This window comes from Xanthomonas protegens, from assembly GCF_038442435.1.
GTDB classification, from domain to species: domain Bacteria; phylum Pseudomonadota; class Gammaproteobacteria; order Xanthomonadales; family Xanthomonadaceae; genus Xanthomonas_A; species Xanthomonas_A sontii.
In genome coordinates this window covers 199264-213005 of record NZ_JAQJCQ010000003.1, presented here as the reverse complement: position 1 = coordinate 213005, position 13742 = coordinate 199264, and the positions used below count along the sequence as shown (strand labels likewise).

Here is a 13742-nt window from a genome sequence, read left to right as displayed (position 1 = left end):
TGAATAGGCGATCAGAGGATGGCCGGCCGCGCCAGGTCTACGGCCCGGTCTGCATCCGGCCGAGGTCGCCATACAGGATCTGGCCGCGGAAGCCGCGCCGCACCTGCTGGTACAGCTCGCGGAAGGCGGCGTAGTCCTGCGGCTGGCACAGCGCGGCCGGGCCGTGGATCGCGCGCCGGTGCAGCGTATGCGTGGCGGTCACGGTCTGCCCGTCGCGCACCCAGGTCGCGGCGTACTCGCCGGCGGCGTTGCGGAAATGGGTGTCGGCCGGGATCGCGATGATCGGCACGCTGTCCGGGAAGGTCAGCCGGTAGGTTTCGCTGCGCGCGTTGTCGTTGCAATAGAACGGGGTCAGGTTGCGCTCCGCCGAGGCGGTGCTGTAGACCCCGCGCACCGAATCGGCGCCGGGCATCAACGGCAGGCTCATGCCGCCGACCACGCCGAAGTCGACGTAGTCGTGGGCCTGGAAGCGGTAGGCGTAGCCGAACGGCCGGCTCAGGTCCTGTGGCGTGCCCTGCAGCAGCAACTCGCCGCTGCCGTCGAAGCCGGACGCGGCGACGATCGACTCCTCGATGCGGGTGCGGTTCTGCGCGTTGAGCTGCACGAACATCGTGCGCAGGCCGACCTCGCCGACGTCGCCGCTGTCCAGCCGGGTGATCCCACTCACGCTGCCGTCGGCGGCGAAGCGGTAGTCGGTCTCGACCAGGTAGCGGTTGCGCTTGGCGTCGTCCGGCGGCGTGCGCGCCACGGTGCCGTCGGCCGTGTGCAGCACCGGCGCACCCAGATCGCCGGCCGGCAACTGGCCGAAGCGCGCGTACGGGCTGGTCGAATCCACGTACAGCTTGAATTCGGGCAGATAGGTGATGGCGTGGTTGAAGCGGCCCAGCACCGGCACCTCCGGCAGGGTCGGCCCGCCCTGCGCACCGATCAGCACCGGCGTGCTGGCGATGCCCTTGGCCGCCAGCAGCGCTTCCAGCACCACGGTGTGGTCCTTGCAGTCGCCGTAGTGGTTGTCGAGGATGCTGTCGGCGCTGTTCGGCTGCAGCCCGCCGTTGCCCAGGTACACCGCCACGTAGCGGATGTTGCGCGCCACCCACGCGTACAGCGCGGCAGCTTGCGCGCGGCGATCGCCGATGCCGGCGGTGATCTGCTCGGCGCGGGCGCGCACCTTGGGCGTGACCTGCGCGGCGGCGGCGCTGCTGCGCTGGTAGGCCTGGGCCATCTGCGACCAGCGGCGGAAACTGCTGGCCATGATGGTCGGGCTGAATTCCCAGGTGGCCGCCGACCAGTTCTGGCTCTTCATCGGCTCGCGGCGGCTGTAGCGCCATTCCCAGCGCGCCTGCTCGCCGTCGATCCGCGGCGCGTCGCTGCCCTGCACGCCGCGCGTGTACAGGTGCATCTGCAGGCGCCGCGGCGCCACCAGGGTCACCGTGGCGTCGTCATACTGGGAGAACACGCTGAAGGTCTCCCACAGGCTGAAGTAGCCGGGGAAGTACGGCACGGTCTGGGTGCGGCGCACCCGGTACACCAGGCGCGCGCCGGGCATCAGGTTGGGGAACACCACCACCTTGACCTTGCGGTCGGCGTACATCGCCGCCGATGCGCTCGAATAGCTTTCCTGGGTGTAGATCTTGTCGGCCGGCACGTCGTGGCGCAGCCCGTCCGGGGTCAGCGTGTAGGCGGCCAGCACCTCCAGCGTCTCCAGCTTCTCGCTGTAGCCCAGCCGCACCTGGCTGAACTGGTCGACGCCGGCCTTGGTCTTGAGCAGCAACTCGTACTCGTCGGTCTCGACGCTGGTGGCGTCCTCGCGCACCTCATAGTCGGCGCGGTAGCGCACGTAGCTGTAGTTGTTGCTGACCACCGGGGCAGTCGCCGCACCCGCGGCCTGGTCGGCATCGGGATGCGCGGCCGGCGCCGGTTGCGCGCCGGCGAGGCCGGCCAGCGCCAGCAGCGCCGCGCCGAACAGCCAGCGCGCGGTGCGCACAGGCCTCCGGCCAGGCAGACGCCGGCCATGGCCGGCGGACGGCGCGGTGCGGTTCACTTCGGCGGCGGCGGCGCCAGCACGCTGCGGTCGCCGTTGTGTTCGGGCGGGCTGACCACGCCGGCGGCTTCCATCGCCTCGATCAGCCGCGCGGCGCGGTTGTAGCCGATCTTCAGCCGCCGCTGCACGCCGGAGATCGAGGCGCGGCGGGTCTCGGTGACGATGCGCAGGGCCTCGTCGTACAGCGGATCGGATTCGTCGCCGCCACCGCCGCCGGCCTCGGGCAGGCCGGTGGCGCCGATCACGGTGCCGTCGCCCATGGTCTGCACCTCGTCGAGCACACCCTCGATGTAGTCGGCCGGGCCGCTGGCCTTGAGGTGCTCGACCACCCGGTGCACTTCCTCGTCGCTGACGAAGGCGCCGTGCACGCGGTCCGGCATCGCCGTGCCCGGCGGCAGATACAGCATGTCGCCGTGGCCGAGCAGGGTTTCGGCGCCGGACTGATCGAGGATGGTGCGCGAGTCGATCTTGGAGCTGACCTGGAAGGCGATGCGGGTCGGGATGTTGGCCTTGATGAGGCCGGTGATCACATCCACCGAGGGGCGCTGGGTGGCCAGGATCAGGTGGATGCCGGCGGCACGGGCCTTCTGCGCCAGGCGCGCGATCAGCTCTTCGACCTTCTTGCCGACGATCATCATCATGTCGGCGAATTCGTCGATGAAGATGACGATGAACGGCAGCGTGTCCAGCGGACGCGGCGCCTCGGCCAGGTCCGGGTTGGGCTTGAACAGCGGGTCCATCAGCGGCTGCCCGGCATCCTGCGCGTCCTTGACCTTCTTGTTGAAGCCGGCCAGGTTGCGCACGCCGACCGCGCTCATCAGCTTGTAGCGGCGCTCCATCTCCGCCACGCACCAGCGCAGGCCGTTGGCGGCCTCCTTCATGTCGGTGACCACCGGCGCCAGCAGGTGCGGGATGCCCTGGTAGACGCTCAGTTCGAGCATCTTCGGGTCGATCATCAGCATCCGCAGGTCCTTGGCCGAGGCCTTGTACAGCAGGCTCAGCACCATCGCGTTGACCGCCACCGACTTGCCCGAGCCGGTGGTGCCGGCGACCAGCAGGTGCGGCATGCGCGCCAGGTCGGCCACGGTCGGGCGCCCGGCGATGTCCTTGCCCAGGGCCAGGGTCAGCGGGCTGGCCGACTTGTCGTATTCCTTGGAGCGCAGCAGCTCGCTGAGATAGATCATCTCGCGGCTGACATTGGGGATCTCCAGGCCGATCACCGACTTGCCCGGGATCACGTCGACCACGCGCACCGACTTCACCGACAGGCCGCGGGCGATGTCCTTGTCCAACGAGCTGATCTGGCTGACCTTGATGCCCGGCGCCGGCTCGATCTCGAAGCGGGTGATGACCGGGCCCGGATAGGCGCCGACCACCTGCGCCTCGATGCGGAAGTCCTTGAGCTTGAACTCGATCTGCCGCGACAGGGTTTCCAGGGTCTCCTCGGAATAGCCCTTGGCCTGCGGCTTAGGATCGTCCAGCAGGGCCAGCGGCGGCACCCCGGACGGGTCGCTGCCGGTGCCGTGAAACAGCGGGATCTGCTGCTCGCGCTTGGCGCGCTCGCTCTTCTCCACCACCGGCGCCGGCGGCGGCTCGATCTTGACCGGCTCGCGCTTGGCGCGCTGCACGGCATCGACCTTGCGCACTTCCTCGCGTTCCTCGCGCATGGCGCGGGTCTGCTGCCATTCGTTGGCCTGCTGGGTGCCGCGGCGGGCCAGCGCCGGCAGGGTCATCACCGCCTTGCCGATGCGCTCCATCACCGCGAACCAGGACAGCCCGGTGGCCAGGGTCACCGATACCAGCAGCAATACCAGCACGAACAGGTTGGCGCCGAGCGCGCCGAACCCGGCGCCCAGCGAATTGCCGACCAGCTTGCCGAGGATGCCGCCGGCCCCGGCCACGTCGCCGGCGAACAGGCGCAGGTGCAGCAGCCCCGTGGCGGCGATCAGGAAACCGACGATGCCGACCAGGCGCAGCGCCGGCCCCAGGTCGGCCTCGCCATCGCCGTCCTGGTCCATGCCGAACAGCGCGATCCAGGAGATCGCGCCGATCACCACCGGCAGCAGGAAGGCCACATAGCCGAACAGTTGCAGCAGCACGTCGGCGATCCAGGCGCCGAACTTGCCGCCCATGTTGTGCACCGGCGCGACCACGCTGCCGGTATGCGACCAGCCCGGATCGGTCGCCGAATAGGTGGCCAGGCTGGCCAGCAGGTACAGCAGCAGCGGCGCGATCGCGATCAGCGCCAGATCGCGCCACAGCTTCTGCCGGCGTGGGTTGGGCGCGGCGCCCTGCTTGCGTGCCGCCGCATTGGCGCCCTGGGTTTTGCCGCGTTCCGGAACCTGCTTCGCCACGCTATGACCAGACCTTAGAAATGCATCGTTAGTGATTGATAATAAACGACTCGCCCTTGCATTTCAGCAGTCGGTAACTGAATCGTCCGGACTTGCGCAGGCCGACGCCGGCAGCGCCCGATCGCGGCGGGCAACGACACGCGAGACAGGCTGTCTGTCGCAGCGGGCCGCAGCGTTTCCGCCACGCAGCTTGATTCGTTCCAGGCCGGCCGCCACTCTATGCGCCTTCGCCGGAATCCGCGCAATGCCGCGTTTCCGCCGCCATTTCACCCTGTTCGCGAGTATACATGAGCCCCTCTGCCGCCAATTCCGCCAAGCATTCCCGCCTGCTGATCCTGGGTTCCGGCCCGGCCGGCTGGACCGCCGCGGTCTACGCCGCGCGCGCCAATCTCAAGCCGGTGGTGATCACCGGCCTGCAGCAGGGCGGCCAGCTGATGACCACCACCGAGGTCGACAACTGGCCGGGCGACCCCCACGGCCTGATGGGCCCGGACCTGATGGCGCGCATGCAGGCGCATGCCGAGCGCTTCGAGACCGAGGTGATCTTCGACCACATCCACACCGCCGACCTGTCGCAGCGCCCGTTCCGGCTCAGCGGCGACAGCGGCGACTACACCTGCGACGCGTTGATCATCGCCACCGGCGCCACCGCCAAGTACCTGGGCATCCCCTCGGAAGAGGCGTTCAAGGGCCGCGGCGTGTCCGCCTGCGCCACCTGCGACGGCTTCTTCTACAAGGACCAGGACGTGGTCGTGGTCGGCGGCGGCAACACCGCCGTGGAAGAGGCGCTGTACCTGTCCAACATCGCCCGCAAGGTCTATCTGGTGCACCGCCGCGACACCCTGCGCGCGGAAAAGATCATGCAGGACAAGCTGTTCGCCAAGGTCGCCGCCGGCAAGATCGAGACCGTCTGGCACCACCAGGTGGACGAGGTGCTGGGCAACGAGGCCGGCGTCACCGGCGTGCGGGTCAAGTCGGTGCAGGACGGCAGCACCCGCGACCTGGAAGCGCACGGCTTCTTCGTCGCCATCGGCCATCACCCCAACACCCAGCTGTTCGACGGCCAGCTGGCCATGCACAACGGCTACCTGGAGATCCGTTCCGGCCTCGGCGGCGCCGCCACCGAGACCTCGGTGCCGGGCGTGTTCGCCGCCGGCGACGTCGCCGACCAGCACTACCGCCAGGCGATCACCTCGGCCGGCTTCGGCTGCATGGCCGCACTGGACGCCGAGCGCTATCTGGACAAGGGTGCCTGAGTCCGCGCACGTCCTGCACTGCCGGCGTCTGGCCGGCCGTGCGCCCGCGCGCGCGGCCGGTGACGCGGGCCACCGCTGCGCCGCCTTCCACCGCGAGCAGCGCCGGCGATGAGCCGGATCCGCTGGCTGCACCAGCTCGATACGGTCGCCGCCGCCGACTGGGACGCCCTGCACGACGGCCGCAATCCCTTCGTCGCCCACGCCTTCCTGGCCGGCCTGGAGCGGCACGGCTGCCTGCGCCCGGACTGGGGCTGGAGCCCGTTGCATCTCACCGTCTGGGACGGCGAGACGCTGGTCGCGGCGGCGCCCGGGTACGTCAAAAGCAACTCGCACGGCGAATTCGTGTTCGACCATGCCTGGGCGCATGCCTATGCGCGCTACGGCCAGGACTACTTCCCCAAGTGGCTGTGCGCGGTGCCGTACTCGCCGGTGACCGGGCCACGGCTGCTCGCCCGCGACCTGGCGGCGCGACAGGAACTGCTCGCGGCCATGCAGGCGCTGACCGAGCGCACCGCCCTGTCCTCGGCCCACGTCAATTTCCACCGCGCCGACGAGGACGCTGCGTTCGGCGCCGACTGGCTGGAGCGCAACGACGTGCAGTACCAGTGGCACAACGACGCCGGCTGGACCACGTTCGACGATTACCTGGGCGCGATGGACCACAAGCACCGCAAGAACATCCGCCAGGAGCGGGCCAAGGTGCAGCGCGCCGGCATCGGCTTCCGCGTGCTGCACGGCGACGAGGCCAGCGCCGCCGATCTGCAGGCGATGTACGGCTTCTATCTGCGCACTTTCGACGACTACGGCAATTCGCCGGCGCTGACCCTGGACTTCTTCTCGCACCTTGCGCGCACGATGCCGCGCAACCTGCTGATCTTCCTGGCCATGCATGACGGCACGCCGGTGGCCGGGGCGTTTTGCCTGCGCGGCGGCGACACCTTGTACGGCCGCTACTGGGGCGGCGAGCCCCTGCCCGGCCTGCACTTCGAGACCTGCTACTACCAGGGTATCGAGTACTGCCTGCGCGAGGGCCTGACCCGCTTCGAGCCGGGCGCGCAGGGCCAGCACAAGATCGCCCGCGGCTTTCTGCCGCGGCTGGTGCGCAGCCGCCACTGGATCGCCGACCCCGGCTTCCGCGTGCCGCTGGCCGAGTGGTGCGCGCAGGAGCGCGCAGAGGTGCGCCAGCACGCGGCGGCGCTGCAGCGCCACTCGCCGTTCCGCCACGACGCCTGAGGCATCGGCTACGCTGCCGGCGATGCGTCGTCTCCCTGCCCTGCTCGCGGCCGATCCCGCCGCCCCGTTCCCGCCGCCGTCCAGCGCCCTGCGCGAGCCGGACGGCCTGCTCGCGGTCGGCGGCGACCTGTCGCCGACCCGCCTGCTCGCGGCCTACGCGCAGGGCATCTTCCCCTGGTACTCCGACGGCGAGCCAATCCTGTGGTGGAGCCCGGACCCACGCACCGTGTTCCGCAGCGACGGCGTGCGCCTGTCCTCGCGCTTCCGGCGCAGCCTGCGCCACTGCCCGTGGACGCTGCGCGCCGACACCGCCTTCGCCCAGGTCATCGACGCCTGCGCGCAGATTCCCCGCCGCGGCCAGGACGGCACCTGGATCACCCCGCCGATGCGCGACGCCTATCTGGCCCTGCACCAGGCCGGCCACGCACATTCGGTGGAAGTGTTCGACGGCGACGAGTTGGTCGGCGGCATCTATGGGGTGGCGCGCGGGCGCATGTTCTTCGGCGAGAGCATGTTCAGTGCGCGCAGCGGCGGTTCCAAAGTGGCGCTGGCGGCACTGGCGCGGCGCCTGCACGGCTGGGGCTGGCCGCTGATCGACGCGCAGGTGGAGAACGACCACCTGCTCAGCCTCGGCGCCGAGCGCTGGCCGCGTGCGCGGTTCCTGGACACCATCGCGCCGCTGGTGGCGGCGACCGCCGAGGCCGCGCCGTGGACGCTGCGGTTCGGCACCCTGGCGGCCGCGGAACTGGCCCAGGGCTGAGCGGGATTAACGCAAACTTTGCATGGCGCGGCCCAGGCGAGTAAAATCCTCGCTCTTCAGGCCTTTGGCCGTTCCGAATCGCACAGGATTACATGTCGAAAGACGACTCCATCGAATTCGAAGGCACCGTCAGCGAGACGTTGCCCAATACCACGTTCCGGGTCAAGCTGGAAAACGGGCACGAAATCATCGCCCACATCTCCGGCCGCATGCGCAAGAACTACATCCGCATCCTGACCGGCGACCGGGTGAAGGTCGAAATGACCCCGTACGACCTGACCAAGGGTCGCATCACCTACCGCATGAAGTAATCCGCCCCGGCGGACATGAAGAAGGCGGCCCACGGCCGCCTTTCGCGTCTGCAACGGTGGAACGACGGTGACCCCGCCAGGCGGCTGCAGCCTCTGCAGCCGCCTTTCGTCGTGCCTGTCGGCCTCAGTCCACCGTCGCCGGCAGCAGGCGCTCCGGCTCGGCCTGGGTGTCCACCACCAGCTCGCCGTCGCGCACGTCGATGGTGACGCGGCCGCCGTTGACCAGTTTGCCGAACAGCAGCTCGTCGGCCAGCGGGCGCTTGACCTTGTCCTGGATCACCCGCGCCATCGGCCGCGCGCCCATCAGCGGGTCGAAGCCGTGCTGGGCCAGCCAGTCGCGCGCGGTCGGGGTCGCCGACAGCGACACGTGCTTCTCCTGCAGCAGCATCTCCAGCTCGATCACGAACTTGTCGACCACGCGCAGGATGTGGCTGAAGGCCAGCGGCTGGAACTGCACCACCGCGTCCAGGCGGTTACGGAACTCCGGGGTGAAGCTGCGGCGGATGATCTCCATCGCATCGGTGGAGTGGTCCTGCTGGGTGAAGCCGATCGAGCGCCGCGAGGCCTGGGTGGCACCGGCATTGGTGGTCATCACCAGGATCACGTTCTTGAAGTTGGCCTCGCGCCCGTTGGTGTCGGTGAGCACGCCGCGGTCCATGACCTGCAACAGGATGTTGAAGATGTCCGGGTGCGCCTTCTCCACCTCGTCCAGCAGCAGCACGCAGTGCGGGGTCTTGACGATCTTCTCGGTCAGCAGGCCGCCCTGGTCGAAGCCGACGTAGCCCGGGGGCGCACCGATCAGGCGGCTGATCGAATGCGGTTCCATGTACTCGGACATATCGAAGCGCACCAGCTCGATGCCCAGCTGCAGCGCCAGCTGCTTGGTGACCTCGGTCTTGCCCACGCCGGTGGGACCGGCGAACAGGAAGTTGCCGATCGGTTTTTCCGGATTGGCCAGGCCCGAGCGCGCCAGCTTGATCGACGAGGACAGGGTCTCGATCGCCGGATCCTGGCCGAAGATCACCATCTTCAGGTTGCGCTCCAGGTGCTGCAGCACGTCCTTGTCGGTGGCGCTGACCTGCTTGGCCGGGATCCGCGCCATCTTGGCGACGATGGTCTCGATCTCCTCGATGTCGATCAGCTCCTTGCGCTGGCCTTCCGGCAGCAGCCGCTGGCGCGCGCCGGCCTCGTCGATCACGTCGATCGCCTTGTCCGGCAGCAGCCGGTCGCCGATGTGCTTGACCGACAGGTCCACCGCCGCCTGCAGTGCGTCGTCGGCGTAGGTCACGCCGTGGTGCGCCTCGTACTTGGGCTTGAGGCCCTGCAGGATCTCGAAGGTTTCGCCCACCGTCGGCTCGACGATGTCGATCTTCTGGAAGCGCCGCGCCAGGGCGCGGTCCTTCTCGAAGATGCCGCGGTATTCCTGGAAGGTGGTCGAGCCGATGCAGCGCAGCTCGCCCGAGGACAGCGCCGGCTTGATCAGGTTGGAGGCGTCCATGGTGCCGCCGGAGGCGGAACCGGCGCCGATGATGGTGTGGATCTCGTCGATAAACAGCACCGCGTTGGGGACCTTCTTCAGCGAGGTCAGCACGCCCTTCAGGCGCTTCTCGAAGTCGCCGCGGTACTTGGTGCCGGCAACCAGCGCGCCCAGGTCGAGCGAGAAGATCACCGCGTCGGCCAGCACCTCGGGCACCGTGCCCTCGACGATACGCTTGGCCAGGCCCTCGGCGATGGCGGTCTTGCCGACGCCGGCCTCGCCCACGTACAGCGGGTTGTTCTTGCGGCGGCGGCACAGCACCTGGATGGTGCGCTCGATCTCGTCGGCGCGGCCCACCAGCGGGTCGATGCGGCCATTGCGGGCCTGCTCGTTCAGATTGGTGGCGTACTCGGCCAGCGCGTCGCCCTTCGGTTCGCCCTCGCCCGCCTCGCCCTTGGGCTCGCCGTCGGACGGCGCGGCGTGCTCGCCGTCCTCGCCCATCTTGGCGATGCCGTGGGACAGGTAGTTGACGATGTCCAGGCGGGTGATGTCCTGCTGGTTCAGGAAGTACACCGCGTGCGAGTCCTTCTCGCCGAAGATCGCCACCAGCACGTTGGCGCCGCTGACCTCCTTCTTGCCCGAGGACTGCACGTGGTAGACCGCCCGCTGCAGCACCCGCTGGAAGCCCAGGGTGGGCTGGGTGTCGCGGCCATCGTCGTCGGCCAGGCGCGCCACAGAGGCTTCGATGGCCTGTTCCAGGTCGCCGCGCAGGCGGTCGACGTCGGCGCCGCAGGCCTTGAGCACGGCCTGGGCGGAGGGATTGTCGAGCAGTGCCAACAGCAGGTGCTCCACCGTCATGAACTCATGACGGGCTTCCCGGGCGCGCTTGTAGCACTGGCCGATGGTCTGCTCGAGATCTTTGCTGAACATGGTGTACTCCGACGTCTGTTGCCGACAATATGTGGCTTGAGTTGCGAATTTCCACAACCCTATCGGATCAGTGTGTTCACACCGCGTTAGTCCGGGCAAACCGGTGACCGACGCCTCCCACTATCAGGCTTTTTCCATCGTGCACAACAGGGGATGCTGGTTCATCCGCGAGAACTCGTTCACCTGAGCCACCTTGGATTCAGCCACCTCGCGGGTATAGACCCCGCACACCCCGCGGCCGCGGGTATGCACGTGCAGCATCACCTGGGTGGCGCGCTCCAGGTCGAGGGAGAAGAACTGCTGCAGCACGGTCACCACGAAGTCCATCGGGGTGTAGTCGTCGTTCAGCAACAGCACCTGATACATGGGCGGGCGGGCGACTTCCGGCTTGCCGGTCTCCACCATGACGCCATGATCGTGCTCGGGGGAATTCTTGCGGGGCATCCGCCCATTATATACGGGGGCCGCCGGCCAGGATTGGACGATCGCCGGCCCTGCCCGCACAATTCCCCTCCTTTCGATGGCGCTGCGCATGCATTCGACGATGTTCCCCAAGCTTCCGCTGCTGGCCGCATTGCTCGCCGCCGCCCTGCCGGCCGCCGCCGAGCCGCCGGATGCGGCGCTGGGCAAGCGTCTGCAGGCGCTGGGCTACGACGTGCAGGCCGACGAGGACGGCGACTACCAGGTGCTGTTCGGCCTGCGCGACCACGGGCAAGAGCGCAAGCAGCTCACCTACGTGCGCTCGCCGGTGGAGACCTTCGGCAGCTACCGCATCCGCGAGGTGTGGTCGCCGGCCTACCAGGCGCAGGGCGACAGCCTGCCCGCCAAGGTCGCCAACCGGCTGCTGGAGGATGCGCAGTCGGACATTCTCGGCGGCTGGGTGCGCCAGGGCGGTACCGCGGTGTTCGTGGTCAAGATCCCCGCCGATGCCGACGATGCGGCGCTGCGCGAAGCGCTGGAAGCGGCCGCGCGCGGCGCCGACGCGATGGACGCCGAACTCAACGGCGGCAAGGACCTGTTCTGATGACGGCGGCCTCGGAACCCTGGCAGCCGGATGTGACCGTGGCCACGGTGGTGGTGCGCGACGGGCGCCTGCTGCAGGTCGAGGAAGCCATCGCCGGAGCGCTGGTGTTGAACCAGCCGGCCGGCCACCTGGAGCCGGACGAGAGCCTGATCGAGGCCGCGGTACGCGAGACGCTGGAGGAAACCGGCTGGCAGGTGCAACCGACCGCGTTCATCGGCGCCTACCAGTGGAAGGCCGACACCGGCCGCCACTACCTGCGCTTCGCCTTCGCCGCCGATCCGGTCGCGCACGACCCGCAGCGGCCGCTGGACACCGGCATCGTGCGCGCGCTGTGGATGACCCCGGCCGAACTGCAGGCCGAAGCGCCGCGCTGGCGCAGCCCGCTGGTGTGGCAGGTGGTGGCCGATTTCCTGGCCGGGCGCCGCTACCCGCTGGACCTGTTGCGGCAGGTGGCATGAGCGGCGCAGCGGTCATGGTCGGGGTCTCCGGCGGCGTGGATTCGTCGGTGGCGGCCTGGCAGCTGGTCCAGCAGGGCGCGGCGGTGTCCGGCCTGTTCATGCAGAACTGGGCCGACGACGGCAGCGGCGACTGCCGCGCCGACGACGACCGCCGCGATGCGGTGGCGGTGTGCGGGCGACTGCGCATCCCCTTCCATTTCCGCGACTTTTCGCAGGAGTACTGGCAAGGCGTGTTCGCTCACTTCCTGGCCGAGTACGCCGCCGGACGCACGCCCAACCCGGACGTGCTGTGCAACCGCGAGGTCAAGTTCAAGCATTTCCTGGACGCGGCGCGCGAACTCGGTGCCGAGCGCATCGCCACCGGCCACTATGCGCGGGTGGACAGCGTCGGCGGCCGCTGGCGGCTGCTGCGCGGGCTGGACCGCAACAAGGACCAGAGCTACTTCCTGCACCAGTTGGGCCAGGCGCAACTGGCCGCGACCCTGTTCCCGGTCGGCGAGTTGCCCAAGGAACAGGTGCGCCGCATCGCCCGCGAGGCCGGCCTGCCGACCCACGCCAAGAAGGATTCCACCGGCATCTGCTTCATCGGCGAACGCGATTTCCGCGAATTCCTGGGCCGCTACCTGCCGGCGCGGCGCGGCGAGATCCGCGACCCGCACGAGCAGGTCGTGGCCGAGCATCCGGGCGTGTTCTACTTCACCCTGGGCCAGCGCGAGGGCCTGAACATCGGCGGGGTGCGCGGCCGCGCCGCGGCGCCGTGGTACGTGGTCGGCAAGGACGTCGCCCGCAACGTGCTGTACGTCGACCAGGACCGCGACAGCCCCTACCTGATGGCCAACGGGCTGCAGTCCGAGGCCGCCCACTGGATCGCCGGCGCGCCGCCGGCACGGCGCTTCGAGTGCACCGCGCAGACCCGCTACCGCCAGGCCGACGAGCCCTGCACGGTCGAGGTCGCCGACGACGGCACCCTGTCGGTCCGCTTCGCGCGCCCGCAGCGCGCCGTCACCCCCGGGCAGTCGCTGGTGCTGTACCAGGGCGAGGAATGCCTGGGCGGCGCCGTGATCGCCACCACCGATGCCCCGCTGGAGCGCCGCCTGGCGCAGCAGGCCCCCGCCGTACACGAGGACCCCATTCGATGACCGATTCCATGGACGCGCGCATGCTGGCGCTGGCGGGCATGGCCCAGGCCCTGCAGCAGGTGCGGCGCATCGCCGAGACCGGCCAGTCGGAGGCGTCGCTGGTGCGCACCCTGCTCGACAGCGTGTTCCGCATCGACGCGCCCAGCCCCGAAGCGGTCTACGGCCGCCGCGCCGACCTGGCGCCGGGCCTGCGCCTGCTGCACAACTACTTCCGCAACCAGGGCCAGGACGAGGTGCTGCCGCGGCTGGCGCTGGCGGTGATCCAGCTGGAACGGCGCTTCGCCGGCGATGCCGAGACCGACGCCAAGGTCGACGCCGGCCTGGCCCGGATCGCGCCGCTGCTGGAGCGCCATGCCGACAGCACCCACCCGGAGGTGATCGCGGCGCTGGGCCAGCTCTACGCCGACACCATCAGTCACCTGCGCCCACGGGTGATGGTGCAGGGCAACCCGCATTACCTCGGCCAGGCCGGGGTGGTGGCGGAGATTCGCGCGCTGCTGCTGGCGGCGGTGCGTGCGGCGGTGCTGTGGCGGCAGATGGGCGGCAGCCTGTGGGATTTCCTGCTGGCCAAGCGGCGCATGCGCGAGACCGTGGACCGCGCATTGCGCTGAGTCCCCCGGGGTGCCGGCACCGGGTCGGCAGCGCGCCGCCCGCGGTGGTTCTGCGACGCAGATCGTACGAATGTCGGCAGGTTTCGATGATCCGCGCACCGCGTTGCTAAAGACCCGGGGGGGACGGCCGATACAGCAATCGTGAATC

Annotated in this window: 12 protein-coding genes; 8 read left to right on the top strand and 4 right to left on the bottom strand. The window is 69.4% G+C overall.

Going from position 1 to position 13742, the window contains the following annotated elements:
* Positions 1-37 precede the first annotated feature (37 nt).
* Both PIQ37_RS05850 and PIQ37_RS05845 read right to left on the bottom strand, forming a co-directional pair.
* Positions 38-1984, bottom strand: a complete 1947-nt coding sequence (locus PIQ37_RS05850; RefSeq protein ID WP_342072726.1) for a DUF3857 domain-containing transglutaminase family protein — start codon at positions 1982-1984, stop codon at positions 38-40.
* Between the two features lie 53 nt (positions 1985-2037).
* Positions 2038-4395, bottom strand: a complete 2358-nt coding sequence (locus PIQ37_RS05845) for a DNA translocase FtsK (RefSeq protein ID WP_017913921.1) — start codon at positions 4393-4395, stop codon at positions 2038-2040.
* A 287-nt stretch (positions 4396-4682) separates the two neighbouring features.
* On the opposite strand from PIQ37_RS05845, the gene trxB reads away from it, so the two are divergent.
* The 4 genes from trxB to infA all read left to right on the top strand — a co-directional run bounded on the left by trxB (position 4683) and on the right by infA (position 7955).
* Complete coding sequence (trxB, locus tag PIQ37_RS05840) at positions 4683-5651, top strand: thioredoxin-disulfide reductase (protein ID WP_010341722.1); 969 nt, start codon at positions 4683-4685, stop codon at positions 5649-5651.
* 108 nt (positions 5652-5759) lie between these two features.
* Positions 5760-6884 carry a GNAT family N-acetyltransferase gene (locus tag PIQ37_RS05835; RefSeq protein ID WP_342072725.1) on the top strand — a complete coding sequence of 375 codons (1125 nt, stop codon included), beginning with the start codon at positions 5760-5762 and terminating at the stop codon, positions 6882-6884.
* A 22-nt stretch (positions 6885-6906) separates the two neighbouring features.
* Positions 6907-7644, top strand: coding sequence for a leucyl/phenylalanyl-tRNA--protein transferase (gene aat / locus PIQ37_RS05830; RefSeq protein WP_342072724.1), 738 nt, complete (start codon positions 6907-6909; stop codon positions 7642-7644).
* Positions 7645-7736: 92 nt separating this feature from the next.
* A complete protein-coding gene (gene infA, locus PIQ37_RS05825; protein ID WP_004425677.1) occupies positions 7737-7955 on the top strand; it encodes a translation initiation factor IF-1 in 219 nt (72 codons plus the stop codon).
* Positions 7956-8079: 124 nt separating this feature from the next.
* Here the strand turns inward: infA and clpA are convergent, their stop codons facing one another.
* Both clpA and clpS read right to left on the bottom strand, forming a co-directional pair.
* A complete protein-coding gene (gene clpA, locus PIQ37_RS05820) occupies positions 8080-10362 on the bottom strand; it encodes an ATP-dependent Clp protease ATP-binding subunit ClpA (RefSeq protein ID WP_342072723.1) in 2283 nt (760 codons plus the stop codon).
* Positions 10363-10485: 123 nt separating this feature from the next.
* Positions 10486-10806 (bottom strand): ATP-dependent Clp protease adapter ClpS, encoded by a 321-nt coding sequence (gene clpS, locus PIQ37_RS05815; RefSeq protein ID WP_010341728.1) that lies wholly within the window; start codon positions 10804-10806, stop codon positions 10486-10488.
* A 76-nt stretch (positions 10807-10882) separates the two neighbouring features.
* Here clpS and PIQ37_RS05810 point away from each other — a divergent pair, with 76 nt between their 5' ends.
* From PIQ37_RS05810 to hflD, 4 genes are read left to right on the top strand one after another with little or no spacing between them, the layout of a single operon-like run.
* Complete coding sequence (locus PIQ37_RS05810) at positions 10883-11386, top strand: hypothetical protein (RefSeq protein ID WP_342072722.1); 504 nt, start codon at positions 10883-10885, stop codon at positions 11384-11386.
* Positions 11386-11844 carry an NUDIX hydrolase gene (locus tag PIQ37_RS05805; RefSeq protein ID WP_342072721.1) on the top strand — a complete coding sequence of 153 codons (459 nt, stop codon included), beginning with the start codon at positions 11386-11388 and terminating at the stop codon, positions 11842-11844. The genes PIQ37_RS05810 and PIQ37_RS05805 overlap by 1 nt, the downstream gene beginning before the upstream one ends.
* Complete coding sequence (gene mnmA, locus PIQ37_RS05800) at positions 11841-12983, top strand: tRNA 2-thiouridine(34) synthase MnmA (RefSeq protein WP_342072720.1); 1143 nt, start codon at positions 11841-11843, stop codon at positions 12981-12983. The genes PIQ37_RS05805 and mnmA overlap by 4 nt, the downstream gene beginning before the upstream one ends.
* Positions 12980-13594 carry a high frequency lysogenization protein HflD gene (gene hflD / locus PIQ37_RS05795; RefSeq protein ID WP_342072719.1) on the top strand — a complete coding sequence of 205 codons (615 nt, stop codon included), beginning with the start codon at positions 12980-12982 and terminating at the stop codon, positions 13592-13594. Before mnmA ends, hflD begins: the two co-directional genes overlap by 4 nt.
* Positions 13595-13742 lie beyond the last annotated feature (148 nt).